The sequence below is a fragment of the cyanobacterium endosymbiont of Braarudosphaera bigelowii genome, assembly GCF_020885515.1.
Lineage (GTDB): Bacteria > Cyanobacteriota > Cyanobacteriia > Cyanobacteriales > Microcystaceae > Atelocyanobacterium > Atelocyanobacterium thalassa_A.
On record NZ_AP024987.1, the window covers coordinates 1,204,948 to 1,223,088 of the forward strand.

The 18,141-nt window shown below is 30.7% G+C and carries 14 protein-coding genes; 9 read left to right on the forward strand and 5 right to left on the reverse strand.

The window, feature by feature from the left end; translation table 11 throughout:
- Window positions 1-69: 69 nt before the first annotated feature.
- Entirely contained in the window at window positions 70-489 is a 420-nt protein-coding gene (locus LPC16_RS05015; RefSeq protein WP_229637062.1) for an acyl-CoA thioesterase, read from the reverse strand.
- Between the two features lie 33 nt (window positions 490-522).
- On the reverse strand, window positions 523-1,059 hold the full coding sequence (locus tag LPC16_RS05020; protein ID WP_229637063.1) for a hypothetical protein: 537 nt from the start codon (window positions 1,057-1,059) through the stop codon (window positions 523-525).
- A 1,282-nt stretch (window positions 1,060-2,341) separates the two neighbouring features.
- On the opposite strand from LPC16_RS05020, the gene LPC16_RS06200 reads away from it, so the two are divergent.
- On the forward strand, window positions 2,342-2,476 hold the full coding sequence (locus tag LPC16_RS06200) for a hypothetical protein (RefSeq protein WP_261345098.1): 135 nt from the start codon (window positions 2,342-2,344) through the stop codon (window positions 2,474-2,476).
- A gap of 157 nt (window positions 2,477-2,633) precedes the next feature.
- Window positions 2,634-2,819, forward strand: a complete 186-nt coding sequence (locus tag LPC16_RS05025) for a hypothetical protein (RefSeq protein WP_229637064.1) — start codon at window positions 2,634-2,636, stop codon at window positions 2,817-2,819.
- A 123-nt stretch (window positions 2,820-2,942) separates the two neighbouring features.
- Here the strand turns inward: LPC16_RS05025 and LPC16_RS05030 are convergent, their stop codons facing one another.
- A complete protein-coding gene (locus tag LPC16_RS05030; protein WP_040054735.1) occupies window positions 2,943-3,539 on the reverse strand; it encodes an ATP-dependent Clp protease proteolytic subunit in 597 nt (198 codons plus the stop codon).
- Between the two features lie 43 nt (window positions 3,540-3,582).
- Window positions 3,583-4,263 (reverse strand): ATP-dependent Clp protease proteolytic subunit, encoded by a 681-nt coding sequence (locus LPC16_RS05035; protein ID WP_040054734.1) that lies wholly within the window; start codon window positions 4,261-4,263, stop codon window positions 3,583-3,585.
- An 809-nt stretch (window positions 4,264-5,072) separates the two neighbouring features.
- Between LPC16_RS05035 and LPC16_RS05040 the strand changes: the two genes are divergently transcribed.
- From LPC16_RS05040 to infB, 5 genes are all read left to right on the forward strand, one after another.
- The gene (locus tag LPC16_RS05040) at window positions 5,073-5,885 is read left to right on the forward strand and encodes a squalene/phytoene synthase family protein (RefSeq protein WP_040054733.1); all 813 of its coding nucleotides are present in this window, start codon (window positions 5,073-5,075) and stop codon (window positions 5,883-5,885) included.
- 438 nt (window positions 5,886-6,323) lie between these two features.
- Complete coding sequence (rimP, locus tag LPC16_RS05045; protein WP_040054732.1) at window positions 6,324-6,779, forward strand: ribosome maturation factor RimP; 456 nt, start codon at window positions 6,324-6,326, stop codon at window positions 6,777-6,779.
- A gap of 44 nt (window positions 6,780-6,823) precedes the next feature.
- Window positions 6,824-7,975 (forward strand): transcription termination factor NusA, encoded by a 1,152-nt coding sequence (nusA, locus tag LPC16_RS05050; RefSeq protein WP_040054731.1) that lies wholly within the window; start codon window positions 6,824-6,826, stop codon window positions 7,973-7,975.
- Between the two features lie 57 nt (window positions 7,976-8,032).
- The gene (locus LPC16_RS05055) at window positions 8,033-8,290 is read left to right on the forward strand and encodes a YlxR family protein (protein ID WP_040054730.1); all 258 of its coding nucleotides are present in this window, start codon (window positions 8,033-8,035) and stop codon (window positions 8,288-8,290) included.
- A gap of 222 nt (window positions 8,291-8,512) precedes the next feature.
- Window positions 8,513-11,491 carry a translation initiation factor IF-2 gene (infB, locus tag LPC16_RS05060; RefSeq protein ID WP_229637065.1) on the forward strand — a complete coding sequence of 993 codons (2,979 nt, stop codon included), beginning with the start codon at window positions 8,513-8,515 and terminating at the stop codon, window positions 11,489-11,491.
- A 124-nt stretch (window positions 11,492-11,615) separates the two neighbouring features.
- Here infB and LPC16_RS05065 read toward each other — a convergent pair whose 3' ends face one another.
- Window positions 11,616-14,609 (reverse strand): glycosyltransferase, encoded by a 2,994-nt coding sequence (locus LPC16_RS05065; RefSeq protein WP_229637066.1) that lies wholly within the window; start codon window positions 14,607-14,609, stop codon window positions 11,616-11,618.
- Between the two features lie 698 nt (window positions 14,610-15,307).
- On the opposite strand from LPC16_RS05065, the gene LPC16_RS05070 reads away from it, so the two are divergent.
- Both LPC16_RS05070 and LPC16_RS05075 read left to right on the forward strand, forming a co-directional pair.
- A complete protein-coding gene (locus LPC16_RS05070) occupies window positions 15,308-15,898 on the forward strand; it encodes an L-threonylcarbamoyladenylate synthase (protein ID WP_229637067.1) in 591 nt (196 codons plus the stop codon).
- 539 nt (window positions 15,899-16,437) lie between these two features.
- The gene (locus LPC16_RS05075) at window positions 16,438-17,898 is read left to right on the forward strand and encodes a CCA tRNA nucleotidyltransferase (RefSeq protein WP_229637068.1); all 1,461 of its coding nucleotides are present in this window, start codon (window positions 16,438-16,440) and stop codon (window positions 17,896-17,898) included.
- The last annotated feature ends 243 nt before the right edge of the window (window positions 17,899-18,141 follow it).

Consider the following 18,141-nt stretch of genomic DNA (forward strand, 5'->3'; position numbering starts at 1 on the left):
AGTTTAAAAAAGAGATCTTCTACCTTTTAGATAGAAGATCTCTTTTTTAAACTGATTTATGCCTGAGTTTCACTTATGCATATTCTCACTCTTTTTATGTAACCAGTTAAGAATGGATGGTGCAAGAGAGGTTCTCTGACGGTTATTAATATCAATAGACACATGAGTAGTTTGGGCTATTGCAGAATATTTATTAGGAATTAATTCGGAAATTACATAATAAGTAATGCTAAAACCAGTATTGTTGTAATTAGTAATTGAAATATCTAACCGTAGATTATAACCACAAAATAAAGGTTGATAAAAGTCAATTTCAGCATGAGTAATAGGAATTGCTATTTCGGAATTTAGAAATAGACTTTTTAAATCAATTCCCATTAATTGGAGTTCTCTCTCATAAGCTTCATGACAAATTGATAATAGAGAAGAAAAATATACAACTCCTGCTGCATCAGTATCTGAAAGATGAATAGTTCGATGGTAGGTCATTTATTATACTGTGTATTAATTAAGCTAGTAGTTTTAGTTATTAATATTATTAGGTAATAAATTACTGGAATATTTTATGGTTATATAAGCCAATGTCATGCTGAGTAATATTAAAGACATGATAATCGGGAAAAAATTGAACATTTTTAGGATCATAATACCTAGGCCTAAATAATTAGCTGTCAAAACAGAAATTCTTTGAAAAATACCAGAACATTCAATTGATATTATCTTTAGAACTAAGATATTGATTTTTGCAAAAGAATTAAAAAATATTAAACTGATCAAAATTATTGCTATACTCCAATCTTTAGAAAAAGATACTAAATAAAAGCCTAGTAACTCCATAGTAATAGTAATACTAGTAATAATTAAAAAATTATCAAGTTGAGGATCTCTTAAATACTTTTTAGATATTCTGATATTTGTAAAGTCTACTGTGGCCATCTTTGCCTGTTCTAAGCACATCATAAAAATAGTCAGGCATAAAATCTGATCATTCCAATTTGTACTGATAGTAAGCTGATAAAAAATATTTACTCCAGCAAAAGAAAATAATAGAAGTATCATAATATTTGATTTTTAGTAAAAGATTTGATTACAGCACCATGGTTCAAGACTACTTATCATAATTTTTTTATATTAACTTCAATAAACTTCAAACATAACAATTTCTAATAAATTAATGTAGATTTTATTATTAAAAGTAAGAGTATTAGCTTTGTACTTAATGATTTTAAATAGTAAAAAATGTACAACTTTAAATTATAAATTAATTTCTACTTTTAAGAATTATTTAAAAAAGTCTATCATTCATTTTTGGTACGTAGATATTATATCGACTAGTACTAATAATAGTATGGAAAAGCTTAAATTTAAGATGTATAGAAATAAGATACTATAAAAAGTAAATGATAAGGCAACTCATATAAAAACTTTTTCAGAAAATAAATCATTTGATAAAGTCATTCCTTTAAAAAAACAAAACTTACAAATGGAAAGTATGCCATTTTCTGTCTGTTTAATAACTATTGAAAAGGCTGTAAAAAAATTCCCAGAATTCGAAGATGTAATATTAATTTTGCGTTGAAAAAGATGATTATTTTTTATAACCTTCATAAAACAAATATAGAAGAATTCATTTTTTCTATTACGGAAATAGGATATTGAGCGTATGTTCTAGATACTAATAATAAAAAAAGTTTAAATATTAATAAACAAACAATAGAGTATTCTTATTTACTAAGAAAGGTGATTTTTGGGAGCATTATAAATTTAATATTATGAGTTATTTCTTCACCAAAAATGGTTGGTTTTCCTATTCCCCTGATATCTAATTATTTGGGTAGTCCTAGATTACAGTTAATTTTAAGTGTTCCAGTGGTTCTTTGGTATGGAGAGTATTTTTATAGAGGAGTAATTAAATATTTAAACCAGTTAACTACCAAGATGAGCATATTATTAATAATAAGAACAGGAACTGCTTTTTTTGTATTCTATTTTTATAACTTTTTTCCCTAAAATTTTAACTTTTCATGAATTAACTACTGGTATTTACTATAAAGTATCGGTAGTTATTATTACTTTAATTCTATTAGATTCAATTACTAAAATGTAATGTATCTGAAAAAACTCTAGAAATAGTTAAAAGTTTAATGGACTTGCAGGCGAAAACTGCTAGAGTAATTCGCTACAATACAATTCAAGATACTGCCATTAATAAATTAACGATATTATTATTGTGCGTCCAGGAGAAAGAATACTAATTAATGGAAAAATAAAAGGTTTGTTCACGATATCTGATATTGTTAAACCTTCATCTACTAAAGCTATTAAGTAGTTTACAAAGATTATGCTCACTGGGGATAATTTACAAACTGCCAAAGCAGTATTTGCTGAAGTAATAATATATAAAACCTTTGCACAAGTACGTCCTAGCGGAAATGTAGAGAAAATTAAACAATCATTAAGAAAATTGTTGAGATGATTGGAGATGGTATTAATGATGCTCCAGCACTAGACAGGCATCTATTGGTATTGAGATTGGAATAGGGACAGATATCGTAATATCAGCTAATGATATTACTTTGATTTCAGGAGATTTAAGAAAAATTATAGTAGCAATTCAACTAGATCTTATAACTATGAATAACATTCGCGAAAATCTGTTTTTTACCTTTATGTACAATATAATAGGGATTTCTATTGCTGCAGGAATTTTATATACATCACTTGGCATTTTGCTAAACCCTATGGTAGCTGGAGCAGCTATAATTTTCAGTTCATTGTCTGTAATCTTTAATTTACTAAGATTAAATCAACATAAATAAGTTTTATTGTTATTATTTTCTGCGAATATTGAGTATTAGAAAATAATAAACATAAAATAAACAACCCTCATACTTTTTTCATGGTGAGGGTTATTTATTTTATGCCAATTGATAACTTAAAGGTTATGTTCTTTCTTCGATCACTTGATCAATCAGGCCATACTTTTTAGCTTCTTCTGCAGATAAGAAGTAATCTCTATCCGTGTCTTTCTCAATCTTTTCAAGAGGTTGTCCACATTTACTAGCTAAGATACTGTTTAATTGAGCACGAATACGTAATATTTCATTAGCTTCAATTTCAATATCTGATGCCTGACGTCGTCCAGTACCTCCCATAGGTTGATGAATCATAATTCGAGCATGAGGTAGTGCTAAACGTTTTCCTGGGGTTCCTGCTGCTAATAGAAACGATCCCATAGAAGCAGCCAAGCCAACACAAATAGTGATTACATCTGATTTAATGTATTGCATGGTATCAAATATAGCCATACCAGCTGTTACAGAACCACCAGGTGAGTTTATATAAAGATAAATTGGTTTACCTGAATCTTCGGAGTCGAGATACAATAAGAGAGCAACAATACGGTTAGCAATACCATCAGTTACTTCTTGACTAAGAAAAATTATTCGTTCTTGACCTAGGCGAGTATAAATATCTATCCATCGTTCATACTGACTACCAGGGAGACGATAAGGAACACTAGGAATACCAATGGGCATGACTTTAAATAAATATTGGGATAGTCTAAGAATAAGCCAGTAATTAATTAATAAGGCTGGCAGATTTTGGAAGTTCTTTAGTACTTTCTAGTACCCGATCAATTAGTCCGTATTCTTTTGCCTTTTTGGGTGTTAGGTAAAATGTGCGGTCTATATCTTTAGATATTTTTTCGACAGCATTTCCTGTATTTTTAGAAAGAATTTGCAACATAGTGCTTTTATTTCTTAATACTTCCTTCGCTCGAATTTGGATATCTGTTGCTTGACCTTGTGCACCTGAACGATTTTGATTGAGAACAATAGTTGCATGAGGAAGGCTTGCTCGACAACCTTTTGTTCCTGCAGATAATATCATAGCTGCAGTTCCCATAGCCTGACCTATACAAATAGTATGAATTGGAGGCTTTACATAATTCATTGTATCGCAAATTGCAAAAGCTTCCGTTTCGAAACCGACTGCATCTCCAGTGTACCAGGATGTACCCGTCGAATTAATGTAAAAAAAAATAGGTTTATCTGGGTTATCAAATTGCAAATAAAGCAATTGAGCGATAATGAGTTGGGTGACATCAATTCCAACTTGTTGCTTGACCTCATCAGAAGAAAAGAGAGGCAACCCTAGGTAAATAATACGCTCTTTAAGTAATAGAGATTCTAAATCCGGTGGAGGAGTACGAAAATTTGCATCTCCATAGTAAGCGGACTGAACAGCTTTAATTTCCATTGGATAGTTTTTTTATCTAAACAAACGGTGAGTAGAAAATACTCTAATTTCAATTTTAACGAATTCTAAAAATAATCCATTAAAAACAAAATTTCTCTAAAGCCTCAATTAATAATTGAAGCCGAGGTAAGATTAAAAAGCGAAACTTTTATACTAAATCATACTTTTTACACATATACCATTATAGTATATTTCTTGTTATATTAAATAAATTAAAAAATAGCGGTTTCTATTAGATTTTCTAATTATCTACAATAATGATATCGGAAAACATAAGTTTAAACATTTTCTCTCTATCAAGTTTTTTTATGCCTGTCAAAATAGTCCTATAAATAAAAGCTTGTCTCAAAATAAGTCAAATTTTATTAAAGTCACTATTATATATAAAGAAATAATAACTTCTAGTTTAAATAATTAGAGAAAACACATTAACTTAAACTTAGTTACCAAATAGAATCTCACCAAGATAAGGTTTTTATTAATATTAGTCAAAGCGATTTTTAAAAATTTTATCATCATTTCCTTGAAGATAAAATTTGAGTTTTTTAAAGTTTCATTTATTTTTTGTAAAAAGTTAGAAGAGGTAAGAAAAGAAAATCATCGAATAAAATTGAAGAATTGCGGTAAATTTTTACAAACCGTAATACAATAGACACCATCTTTAATGAAAATCTGTCTTCAAATCGGAACTCTCATGGTAAAGTCCAAAAATTTCGTTTGCCAGAAACTTCATAATAACTTATTAGGATCTTACAAGTTAAGTAAGTGTATGTTAGTGCTTAAGTTGGCGTGAGGAGTGAAATTAATTAATGAATTTGCAAAATGATGCTCTAAAGGCTCTCAAAGAAACTAGTAGAACCTTCTATATACCAATTAGTCGTCTTCCTGATAATTTGCGTGAAGCTGTTGCTTCAGCTTATCTCTGTATGCGTGCTATCGATGAAATTGAAGATCATCCCGACATTGAAAACTTCATCAAAGCTAAGATTTTGCGACAAATGAGTCTTAATTTGCAAGCTGTAAATGAAAAATCAGGAGTTAAAGATTTTTCAGCAGATTTGGCACCTTATGGCACTGTCTTACCAGATGTTAGCTTACAGTTAGGGAAATGGGCCTTACTAGCTCCTAACACTATTGCACCTCGAATTTGGGATGCAACGGCAGCAATGGCTGATAGGATGGCTTATTGGACAGAAAATAATTGGACGATTCGTACGGAAGCTCACTTAGATCAATACACTTTTAGTGTAGCTGGTGCAGTAGGAATATTGCTATCAGATTTGTGGTCATGGCACGACGGCACTCAAACAAATCGTCAACATGCTATTGGTTTTGGTAGAGGGTTACAAGCTGTTAATATTATTCGCAATCATCGAGAAGATTTAAATCGTGGAGTAAGCTTCATTCCTCAAGGTTGGCACATAAAGGATGTATACAAATATGCTCGCTATAATCTTACCTTAGCAGATCTCTATACTAAATCCCTTAGTTCAGGACCTGCGTTAGATTTTTGTAAAATTCCTTTGGCTCTGGCTCATGGGACATTAGATGTAATGGCCTTAGGAAAAGATAAACTTAGTCGTAGTGATGTAATGGCTTTAGTACAGCAAGCAACACACTAAATTTTAAATAAATAGAATGTTAGCCCAATTATCATATTAAATTTCTTTTTGAAGAAATCATTCTTTATGCTAATCAGTAATCTTATTAATTTGTCTTATTTAACTAATATTACTTAAGTACATTTTAGATTTCTTAATTAAAAAAATATGAAAATATGAAATTTATTAAGTAGCTTCAAACAAATTTACTTATTTTGTTTAATTATTGAAAAATAGTTATATTGAAAGCTAGTGATTTTTTAACTATTTTAGGCTAAAGTTCGTTTTTATTCGGTTTTTATTAATCTTAAATCCTACCTTTTTTAATTCAAGATTTGTTAGGATAGTAGGCTAAGGCACATTCAAGTAGTATTTAATACTATTTTTCCTAATTATTTAAAGTTATCAAGGAAGTGGGTCATTACCCCACTTCCTTTATTGTCTGATATTTTTTAAGTAATGACTCATTTATTAATTCCACAAATTATTAGTTTAACAACTCCCATTATCAAAGAAATGGGAATAGATATAGTGAATGTATTTTTTCAAACCAATAAGCGTCCTTCTATTTTACGATTTGATATTTCTAATCCTACTAAAAATATCAGTTTGAAGGATTGTGAAGAAGTAAGCCGATCTCTAGAGTCTATTTTAGATGAGACTGCTATTATTCCATATGCTTATATTTTAGAAGTTTCAAGTCCTGGCATATCTCAAACTCTAAATACTAAACGAGATTTTCTCACATTCCAAGGATTTGATATTAGTATTACAACTGATCCTCCCTATTTAAATAAAAAAGAATGGCGAGGAAAACTTCAAAAACGAGATTCTGAAATTATTTATCTTAACTGTAAAGGTAGAATAGTTTCTATTCCACGTTTTTTAGTAGTTCAAGTCCAATTAGCAGACTGATACACACTAGATTTATATAATTTATATATTTAGGAGATTTTTCTATGTCCCTGGTTAGTTTACCTGGATTAATTAATATGATTGGAGAAATTAGTCAACGTCATAATTTACCCAAATCTGCTGTTCAAGAAGCCTTAAGAGAAGCTCTTTTAAAAGGCTATGAACGTTTCCGGCGTTCTCAAAATTTAGACCGTCAACCTTTTTATGATGAATATTTTGACAATTTTGAGGTTGAATTAGATACAGAAGAGGAAGGATTTAGAATTTTATCCACAAAGAAAATTATGGAGAATGTGGAAAATATTGATCATCATATTTCTCTTCAGGAAGTACAAGAAGTAGCTTCTGAAGCTCAACTGGGTGATGAAGTCGTATTAGATGTTACACCTGAGCAAAAAGATTTTGGTAGAATGGCTGCTATTCAGACTAAGCAAGTACTTTTACAGAAATTGCGGGATCAGCAAAGAAAACTCATCCAAGAAGAATTTCAAGAATTAGAAGGTACAGTTCTTAGTGCAAGAGTTTTACGCTTTGAGCGTCAAGATATTATCGTTGCCGTTCAGAGCACTTTTGGTCAGCCTGAGGTGGAAGCAATTATCCCTAAACGAGAACAACTACCAAATGATAATTATCGAGCTAATTCATCTTTTAAAGTATTACTGAAAAAGGTGAGGGAAGGATCTCATCGTGGTCCACAACTTTTAGTATCACGTGCAGCAGCAGGATTAGTAGTAGATATGTTCTCTGTAGAAGTTCCTGAAATTGAAGAAGATATAGTAAGGATTGTTGCTGTTTCTAGAGAAGCTAATCCTCCTTCCCGTTATGTGGGTCCTAGAACTAAAATTGCTGTTGATACTTTAGAGAGAGACGTTGATCCTGTAGGAGCCTGTATTGGTGCACGAGGTTCTAGAATCCAAGCAGTCGTTAATGAACTAAGAGGAGAAAAGATAGATGTTATTCGCTGGTCTCCTGATCCAGCTACCTACATAGCTAATGCTCTTAGTCCTGCTCGTGTGGATGAAGTCATATTGATTAGCCCTGATGAGCGACATGCCCTAATATTAGTTGCAGAGGATCAGCTTAGTCTAGCTATTGGCAAAGAAGGGCAAAATGTTAGATTAGCAGCACGATTAACAGGATGGAAAATTGATATTAAAAATACTATTGCTTATAGAGAGGAATTAGAAAGCCAATAATTTGAAAATTAATTCTATTTAAGATATGTCTTTCGCAATAGACCAATCTAAATCATAATGAAAGCAAATTATCGACGCTGTGTTAGCTGCCGTTGTACTAATCATAAGAAGACATTTTGGAGAATAGTAAAAGTCTATTTATCCCAAAAGGTACAATTAGATAAGGGAATAGGAAGGTCAGCCTATTTATGTCCCAATGAAACTTGTTTAGCTATTGCTAGTCAAAAAAATCGTCTGGGACGAGGACTAAGAACTTCAATTCCTCAAGACATCTATAAGAAGTTATGGAAACGTTTAGAGAGTGAAAGTGCTTAGAAAAGTCTATTTCAGATTATCTATTAGTTTCATAAATTCGAATATAATTTTCTTAAAAATTTGGATACAAAAAATAGTATTCTCATAGATATAGAAGAGAAAATTGTTTTCATAATCATGATTATAAAACTTTACTCATATAGTTTTACAAAGAGCTTTTTCGTCAATTTTGTCGAGAAACTCAGCATTTACAATAGCCAAACTTAGTTAGGGGGATAGTGGATGAACAACGTACATAAAGTGAGAATTTACGATTTATCAAAAGAATTAAATCTAGAAAACAAAGAGATTCTAGAAATTTGTGCTCAACTTAATATTGCCGTAAAAAGTCATAGTAGTACAATTACAGAATCACAGGTTGAGCGTATTAAAGTAATGGCAGAAAAATACATTACAAAACAAGGAACAGCTCAAGTAAATGACATCACTATATCGGGTGAGAAAAAACAGCAAATTTTAGCTATTCACCATAAACAAATTCACTCTTCTTCTACTGAAGGTGAATCTGATGATCAATCAAATTATTTAGAGACTTCACAAACTGCTATTTCACCGCAGTCACCAACAGCCCCGAAACCGCCTCAAAGACCAATTCCACCAACATCGACTAAATCACCAAAAATTGATCGAGGTAACCTATCCAAACCCTCGATTTCAACAGAAAAATCTAAACCAGAAATTATAGATCCTGATTTATTAGAACCTCCCAGTTTAGAAAAATCTTCTAAAGAAAATTTTGAAAAGCCTACTAATAAACCAAGTAGAGAAAAACCATCTTTAGAAGGGAAAAATAAAATTAAACTTCCAAAAAGAGTTTCTAAAAGTATCTCTCTTAAATCAAAAGAAAAATCAGAAATAGTAGATAGCACAACTGAACTTCAACCCAAAAAAAATCTAAAAAAACCTAGCATTGGAAAGCCAGATCTGAAAAAGCCTTCTTCTCATCCAGCAGAAGAGAAAAAACATACTGTAACTTTTTCTACTCTTGACCCCTCTTCAATAATTGAAGAAGAAGACGAAGAAAATGATGAAAATGATGAAATCCTTGATATTGAGCTTAAGCCAAAGCCTCAATTAAAAAGACCTGCACCACCACGAATTTCTAAGAAAAAAGCTTGGGAAGAAGAAGAGGAAGAGGGAAATAAGGCAAAAGCGAACAAGGTAGGTACTAAAGCAAAACGCCGTTTTCAAACGATCGAAGACGATGATGATGATTTTGAATCAGAATCAGACCTTAATACTGTTTCTTTAAGCTTAAGCCTCTCTACAGCACGTCCTCCAAAACCAAAGTCTGATCTTCAAATGGCTGAAGTAGTTCATAAGCCTAAAAAGCCAACTTTAAAAACAATTGGCTCAGGAACTGAACGTAATCGTTCTGAACGTAAAGAGCGTCAAGAAGCTCCTGGACAACCAGAAAAAATAATTCTTGAAAAGAATCTTACAGTTAGAGAATTATCAGAACGCTTACATATATCAGAAACAGAGATTATTAAACTTCTATTTACTAAAGGAATTGCGGTGAATATCACTCAAACTTTAGATCAAGAAACAGCTAAAATGGTTACAGAATCGTTTGGAGTTATTGTAGAAATTCCAGATGAGAAATCTGCAGCTATTAAAAGTATAGAAATGCTCGATGAAACGGACCTTGATAAGCTTCATCGCCGTCCTCCTGTAGTTACAATAATGGGCCATGTAGATCACGGTAAAACAACACTGCTTGACTCTATTAGACAAACGAAAGTAGCTCAAGGAGAAGCGGGTGGTATTACACAACATATTGGTGCTTATCATGTAGATATTGAGCATGACAATAAAAAACAACAACTAGTATTTTTAGATACACCTGGACATGAGGCTTTTACAGCGATGAGAGCTAGAGGAGCCAGAATAACAGATATAGCTATCCTTGTGGTAGCAGCCGACGATGGTGTACAACCTCAAACTAGAGAAGCTATTAGCCATGCAAAAGCAGCTGAGGTCCCAATTGTTGTAGCTATAAATAAAGTTGACAAATTAGAATCAAATCCGGATCGTATCAAACAAGAGCTATCAGACTTAGGTCTTGTACCAGAAGAATGGGGCGGAGATACTATAATGGTTCCAGTAAGTGCTCTTAAGGGAGATAACCTTGATCAGTTACTAGAAATGTTGGTCTTAGTATCTGAAATTGAAGAGTTATCAGCCAATCCTAACCGTTTAGCAAAAGGAACAGTAATTGAAGCTAATTTGGATAAAAATAGAGGCCCAGTAGCAACATTACTAATACAAAACGGTACCCTACGGGTAGGAGATCCTCTTGTTGTTGGTCCTGTATTTGGAAAAATACGCGCGATGATAGATGATCGAGGAAATAAAGTAAAAGAAGCTTCTCCTTCTTTTGCAGTTGAAATTCTTGGATTAAGTAGTGTCCCAGCTGCAGGAGATGACTTTGATATCTATTCAAGCGAAAAAGAAGCACGAGCTGTGGCTAATAAAAATGCACAAGAAAATCGTAAAACGAGATTACAACAAGCTCTATCTTCACGTCGTGTTACTTTAAGTACGTTATCAGCTAAGGCTCAAGATGGAGAGCTTAAAGAATTAAATCTCATTCTTAAAGCTGATGTTCAGGGATCCATTGAAGCAATTTTAGGTTCTTTAGAACAGTTGCCTCAAACTGAAGTACAAATACGTGTTTTATTAGCTGCTCCAGGAGAAGTCACAGAAACAGATGTGGATCTTGCTGCTGCAAGTGGTGCAGTTATTATTGGCTTTAACACTAATTTAGCCAATGGTGCTAGATCTGCTGCAGATAAAGAAGAAGTAGATATTAGAGAATACGATATTATTTATAAACTTCTAGATGATATTCAAGGAGCTATGGAAGGTCTTCTTGAACCTGAAGAGATAGAATCTCCTTTAGGACAGGCTGAAGTCCGGGCTGTTTTTCCGGTAGGAAGAGGAGCTGTTGCAGGTTGCTATGTGTTATCTGGCAAAGTTGTTCGTAACCGCTTTATACGTGTTATCCGGGATGGTAATACGATTTACCAAGGAACACTAGATTCCTTAAAAAGAATGAAAGAAGATATGAGAGAAGTAAATTCTGGTTATGAATGTGGTATTGGTATTGATAAGTTTAATAACTGGAAAGAAGGTGACACGATTGAAGCCTTTGAGATGATTATGAAACGTCGTACTTTAATCGGAAGATCCACATAAATTCTAATTAAAAACGCAACTTAGAACTTTAAGTTGCGTTTTTAATTAGAAAACTAACTTGTAATAATAGACTTGATCTCATCAAGTTTCACTGACAAAACAATAAATTATCAATTATATTGTTTTATTTATTAATTTGAGTAAACCATAAAGATGAATGTTGCTCATGACGATTATCATTAAATATAATATAAGTTGGTTCTAATCCTAAACTTAAATCTTTATTCCATGAAGCTCTATGTTCTTTTTGGATTTGAGAAGCAACTTTACGAATCTCTAATATTTTTTTGAGAGGAGACCACTGAGATAGTTTAGAAATACAATCCAATGAACGATAAGACCTTATTAAGGTTTCAATCCCATTAAAATATTTTAAAACCTTTGACTGGGGATAAATTTCTTTCAAATAAAGACATAAATTATAAGCATATTCTAAATCTGTACTTGTATGTGTACAATAAGATTTTCGGTAACATAAGCACAAATAAATTAGATTTTCTACCTCCTCCATACTTCTATTTGCAAAAGCATAACGAATTCCTCCGAGAGTACGATGAATATACCAAGCTCTCATATCCTCGATTTCGATAGCTGGACTTTGTGTTGTCCTTTCATCAGGGTAATTCCAAAATACTCCTAAAGTACAATCTACAATCTTGCTTTTTATAAATGGAAGAATACGACTTTTAAATTCAGTATCACCAGCTCCTCTAAAGCTACTGTCGTAATAACCAAATCTTTTATGTATAGAACGACGATATAGAGCACCTACCCATGACAAGTAACAAGTTTCCAAATAAACTAAATCTTGTCTATATTCTTTCCGATAATACGGCATAATATCACTTACCCAGCCACCATTACTATCGACTTCGGTAACAAGACTATGTCCAGTAACCCAATCTAAATCTGGAGCTTTATCTAATTCGTGAGCGAGAATTTCTAGACAATTAGGAAGAATTGTTTCATCTACTCCTAAAAAAGATAAAAAGTCTGCTTTAGACAAATCAATTCCTCTATTCCAAGCCATTTGTATGGTTTCTCTCTCTTTAGACCTTGCATAAACAACAGGAATATCTAAGTCATCAACTATTTGCTTAAAGACTGTGTATTCATCTCCTGGGGAACCACTATCTATCAGGATTATTTCTGCTTCTTTTTTTTGAATAAGAGTTTGATGTTTTAAAGTTTTTAAAAAGAAAACCAGTTTAGAGGATGCATTATAAAGAGAAACTATAATACTGACACGATAAGTCGATTTATGACGTCGATCATCTAGAAATTCATAATTCCATTTATTGTTTAAGGAATTGCTTAATCGATTTTGCTCTAATAATTGATAACATTTATCTTCTTTATCTTCTGAAGTACTATACATTGCCTCTATTACATCGGATTCCTTCGTAAAACCTTTATTTTTTAAAACTCTTACTATGGAGGGAAGATCATCAAATAAATCTTTGTTTAGTAAACGTATGCTTCTTAATTTATAAGTAACTGCAACCAGTTCATTCCCTCTCAAATCTTCGATTCTAGCAATTCCTTTCCATAGGCGAGCCCTGTCGATACGATATCCATTACCTAATCGGCTCCGTATACCTTCACTTTCGTAATCAACGTTTGAACCTAATTTCCAGCATTCTTGAATTTTTTTATCAAGATCCTTCTGAGTCAATTCTAAAGTATTAAAAATATGCTTATATCGTCTAACTAGCTTCGGAGCTTTTAAGACTTGGGCATTATGAGCTTTACTTAGCGGAACTTTGATAAGCTCCTTATTTCTTCTAACTTCATTCTTAATTTGTTGATAGATTGGCTTTACATTAGATCTAATTTTAGATTTTAATAATCTAAGACCTGGTATTTTATCTAGGCTGCTTAATTGACCAGACTCCCAATAGCTTATTAATTGTGAGTACCAGCGATTTAAATCTTCGCAAATTTCAGAATTCGAAGTTGGAGAAGAGCTGTAAATTTCCTTCAATAAAGGATCGCTACTTGTAAAATTTGAGTCACGAATTCCAGCAATTAACTTATTTCTATAATCATCATAATTATTTAATAAATTAATAATTTCTGGTAGAGAATCATAAATGTTATTAATATCAATCTTAATAAATGGAATTTTTGGAAAATTATCTTCTAGAAAACGACATACTCCTGCACCGTTTCCGATAATAGTAGGACATCCTGAAAAAAGTGACTCTAAAGCTACTAAATTTAAAGTATCGTATCTAGAAGGAACAAAAGTAATTGATTTACTATTAAATAACTTCACTAGATCTAAATGCGACATTGATGAACATATTTTTAGATCTTTCCCTCTATTTTCAATCATCTTTTCTAAATAATCTTCAGATGATTGAGTTCCATTATAGTTATAACTATGAGGACCTATTATAGAAGCATTACTATATTTGTCTCGTGGTATCCACCAAATTAAATCTACAAATATATCAGGTCCTTTTCGTTTTTCTGTTCTACCAATAAAATTTAGACTAGGTAAAGATTTTGAAGTAGAGTCTAGCCTAACCTCAGGTAAATCCATAAAATGCAATGGATTATAATAATAAGTTTTTAAACTATCAACTTTCTTCCATTCATCTAAATAACTTTTACTAATTCCATAACGAATATCCACAGTTTGATATTGCATTTTTTCTTGTAAAGAAAGTGGAATATTTTCTTTACCCTCGAACCAATCTAACTGTAATGTTTTAGATATTATGCCGTGCATCGAAAGTGCAATTAACCCGCAATTTACATGAAAATAATTTAAAGCAGGACGTAAAAACATTCCCCACTGCTCATAATCAGGTACATCAACCACATCAAAGTTCATATTTGTACAAGAAGCTGCTATGTTACTGGCTTGAACAAAAGCTGACTGTACCCATTTAGGTGGTGTCGTCTCAAAAAAATTTTTGAAATCTTCAGAATTAAATACTTCTTGATAAGGTATTTTATGGGAATTATCAAGATGAGAAGTATTTAAAAATTCATTTTTAGCAATGTAATAAAAATCTATTTGAGGATTCTTTTTGATAAGACTACGATAAAAAGTTTGCCCGCCTCCCATCTTCTGAAATAAATCAAAGTCAGCAATAAGAACTTTCATATAATTAATATTTATATTTGAATAATCGATTAATTTTAAATGTTTTTGAAAACTGTAGCCAAATAATTAGCAAAGTTAAAAATAGTATATTAGTTTAACTGTTATAAAAAAAATAATGAATTGTAAAATGTTGTAAGTTATTCATAAATGTTAAATACAAAAAGAAATATAGTTAATTTATCAATAAAAATTTTCTAAAATTTAGTCAACTAGAGAAAAATTAATCTAAATAAATTATGTATATGTATCACTAATATAACAATATTCAAAAAAATATATCGCTACAAACCGTTTTATAAAAGATAATTTCTTTTATAGATACGATTTACAGTATGTATTGTTTAATTTATGATTATTACATATATGCTAATAAATACTATCAATACCGGTTTTATTTATTATTTACTAGACTAAATTATACATATACAAAAAATTAAACTTCAATGATACTTATAATATTTGTACGTTATTTTTAATAAGCACAACTTTTTGATTTTGTATCGTACTATATAGTTATTATCTAGTTTTTAAATACTTGAATTAATAAAAAGTGTCTCAGTATTTCTTTTAAAAAAATTTATAATGCTACGAATATAAGATTTTATTAATAAATATATGAGTATTATTGTTCTGATGTGATCAATACCTTTTGTTTTTTATCTTACAATGTTTTTATACTATTTACATACTCATAAAAAATGCCAGAAGTATCGCCAGCTGAATTAGTTCAAGGACTATTTAAAGGTAAAGTGGTTAGCTTCCCGACTGATACAGTTCCTGCTTTAGCTACATTGCCTCAAAATGCTTCTTCAATTTTTACAATGAAGAAGCGCTCTTTTAAGAAACCTCTAATTTTAATGTCTTCATCATCAGAATCTGTCTGGAAATATACTCAAGGAACCTCTAGTGAACTGAAGATTTGGAAGAACATAGCATATAAATATTGGCCAGGGCCTTTGACCTTAGTATTACCAGCCTCTAAATTTATTATTAGTACCAACACTAATAATCTTATTAATTCGAAAACAATAGGAATACGTATTCCTAATTGTTTTGCAGCACAAAGAATATTACAGAAAGTAGGATGTTTATTTACCACTAGCGTTAATATTTCAGGAGAAAAACCTGCCAAAAACATAACTGAAATATTAGAAAATTTTCCTGAAGTTTTAGTTTTGCAGAGGCAAAATTTTAATAATTACAAATACAGTAGTGGGCTACCATCTACTGTTGTTGAATGGAAATTAAGAAAATGGGAAATCTTACGACAAGGTTGCATTAATATTTAATATAAATTATCTAAAATAGCAAAAGTATATATTATTACCTAATAAATGAAAATTTTATATATTTAATTTGTAACTTAAAATATTATTCAAGAATATTTTTTCAATAAAATAATAGCTTAAAAACTACTTTGAAATTAACAACTACAAAAAGCTATTTTAGTAAAAAGAACTTTATATAAGAAAAGTTTGGTATACTCAAAGTTATTTTATAGTTAAGATAATTGATGATGAAACAGACTTATTGATTATTGGTAAACCTAATTCTTTTTATAACTATTATTAATCTAATTATCAATATGTATAAAGCACTGGCCAAATTAACTCAACTTAGTAAATTCAACTTACTGATAATAGTTTTAACCAAATAGGTATGCATAGTTTTTTATAAATATTTAGAGCTTTTTGTTGCACATTATGTAGATTTTACGATTCTCAATAAATCTTTCAAAAAAAATTATTTAGAAAGTATTCTATCTTAAGTAAAACTATTTGAAATACGGTACTTTTTAAATACTCTTAATATGAAAAGTATAGCTATCATGAATAAGAAGAAATTACTTAATATCTTAGGGAAAAAAGATCTGTTAGAAATAAACACTAAAAATAGTCTAGTTCGGAATCTTTCTAACGAAAATTTAATTGAAACTGATTTAATAGAATTAATATCTAATCTAGTCAATCATAATATATGGCAACTAATTAAAGAAATTACTTGGGAAGCAGAAATTAAGGCTTGGGATTTATATATTGTAGGTGGTGTAGTTAGGGATTTATTTCTTGTAAACAAAAATAAAAAGATACTAACACAAGATATTGATTTAGTAGTAGATGGAAATAATTCTCCCCTCAATATAGGTGCGGGAATAGAAATAGCACAAACTATAAAACAACGTCACCCCGAGGCTAAATTAGTTGTGCACTATGATTTCAAAACAGCATCTTTATCATGGAATGAAGATAAAAGATATGGTTCAATACAAATTGATATCGCGACATCGAGAACTGAAATATATCCTTATCCTGCTGCAAATCCAAAAGTGCAACTAGCTTCTATTAAACAAGATTTGTCTAGGAGAGACTTCACCATAAATGCTTTAGCAATAAAACTAACATCTCCTGAAAGAGGTAAGTTACTAGATTTATTTATGGGTTTATTAGATTTAAAAAAAGCTCAGATAAAAGTATTGCATCCTAATAGTTTTATTGAAGATCCTACTAGAATTTATAGAGCAGTAAGATTTGCTATACGCCTTAACTTTAATATAGAAGCCAATACCATACAATATATTTATGATGCGACCAAGAATGAAATTTACGATAAAATAAACTCAGAAATAAGTATTCTACCTAGTTTAACTATACGTCTAAAAAACGAATTGAGATCTATTTTAGGTACTAATTGTTGGAGAGCCTCTTTAGAACTATTATCTTACTTTGGTGCCTTAAACTATCTACATCCTAAGCTTACTTTAAATAATAAAGTTTTATGGCAAATGCGTTATGCTGTGAGATTCATAAAATATGTCAATCCTCATTATAAAATAGTACAATGGCTGCTTATATTAGAAATATTACTTTCCTCGATTCCTCAAAAAGAAAGAAATTTTGTTGCTACTAACTTGCAACTTCCTTCTGAGAGCATAAAAAGATTATTAGAAATACAAAATATTAATAAAAAGATTAATCAAAGATTATCGAGCTACTGTAAAGTTAGCGATAAAGTGAAATTATTGAATAAGTTCAATAACGTAGAATTAATATTAGTTGCAGCACAATCTAAAAAAGAAATTCGCTCTCTCATTTGGCAATATTTTACAAGGTTTTCAAAAATAAGTTCTCCTCTAAGTGGTCATGATTTAAAAAAAATGGGGTATTTGCCAGGACCAAAGTATAAAAAAGTTCTCAGCATATTGTTAGACAAAACCCTAGACCGAGAAATTAAGACAAGAAAGGAGGCAGAAGTAATAGTTCAACAGATAATGGCAAGAAGACTCGATTAATTAATTTTTTGCTTTTAATATTAATCAAAATAATTTTGATTATGTAATATCTTTATTTAAATTTTAATAATAACTCTTTAGCTAATATAAAAAAATAACATTTAAATTAACTCTCATAATTAATACACTGTACTTAACAACTATAGTGCGTTCTTCTCATTTAAGATTCTTTTTTATTTTTTATAAATTATGCATTCATAGCCTAATTAAATATAATGAATATCGACTTTTATAGAGATAAAA

What these genes read in the sequence shown, in the direction of transcription:
- nusA (WP_040054731.1), top strand. Translation starts at nt 6,824, where the DNA reads ATGTCCCTGGTTAGTTTACCTGGATTAATTAATATGATTGGAGAAATT.
- LPC16_RS05075 (WP_229637068.1), top strand. Translation starts at nt 16,438, where the DNA reads ATGAATAAGAAGAAATTACTTAATATCTTAGGGAAAAAAGATCTGTTA.
- LPC16_RS06200 (WP_261345098.1), top strand. Translation starts at nt 2,342, where the DNA reads ATGCTCACTGGGGATAATTTACAAACTGCCAAAGCAGTATTTGCTGAA.
- LPC16_RS05035 (WP_040054734.1), bottom strand. Translation starts at nt 4,263, where the DNA reads ATGGAAATTAAAGCTGTTCAGTCCGCTTACTATGGAGATGCAAATTTT.
- LPC16_RS05055 (WP_040054730.1), top strand. Translation starts at nt 8,033, where the DNA reads ATGAAAGCAAATTATCGACGCTGTGTTAGCTGCCGTTGTACTAATCAT.
- LPC16_RS05015 (WP_229637062.1), bottom strand. Translation starts at nt 489, where the DNA reads ATGACCTACCATCGAACTATTCATCTTTCAGATACTGATGCAGCAGGA.
- LPC16_RS05020 (WP_229637063.1), bottom strand. Translation starts at nt 1,059, where the DNA reads ATGATACTTCTATTATTTTCTTTTGCTGGAGTAAATATTTTTTATCAG.
- LPC16_RS05070 (WP_229637067.1), top strand. Translation starts at nt 15,308, where the DNA reads ATGCCAGAAGTATCGCCAGCTGAATTAGTTCAAGGACTATTTAAAGGT.
- LPC16_RS05025 (WP_229637064.1), top strand. Translation starts at nt 2,634, where the DNA reads ATGAATAACATTCGCGAAAATCTGTTTTTTACCTTTATGTACAATATA.
- infB (WP_229637065.1), top strand. Translation starts at nt 8,513, where the DNA reads ATGAACAACGTACATAAAGTGAGAATTTACGATTTATCAAAAGAATTA.
- LPC16_RS05040 (WP_040054733.1), top strand. Translation starts at nt 5,073, where the DNA reads ATGAATTTGCAAAATGATGCTCTAAAGGCTCTCAAAGAAACTAGTAGA.
- LPC16_RS05065 (WP_229637066.1), bottom strand. Translation starts at nt 14,609, where the DNA reads ATGAAAGTTCTTATTGCTGACTTTGATTTATTTCAGAAGATGGGAGGC.
- LPC16_RS05030 (WP_040054735.1), bottom strand. Translation starts at nt 3,539, where the DNA reads ATGCCCATTGGTATTCCTAGTGTTCCTTATCGTCTCCCTGGTAGTCAG.
- rimP (WP_040054732.1), top strand. Translation starts at nt 6,324, where the DNA reads ATGACTCATTTATTAATTCCACAAATTATTAGTTTAACAACTCCCATT.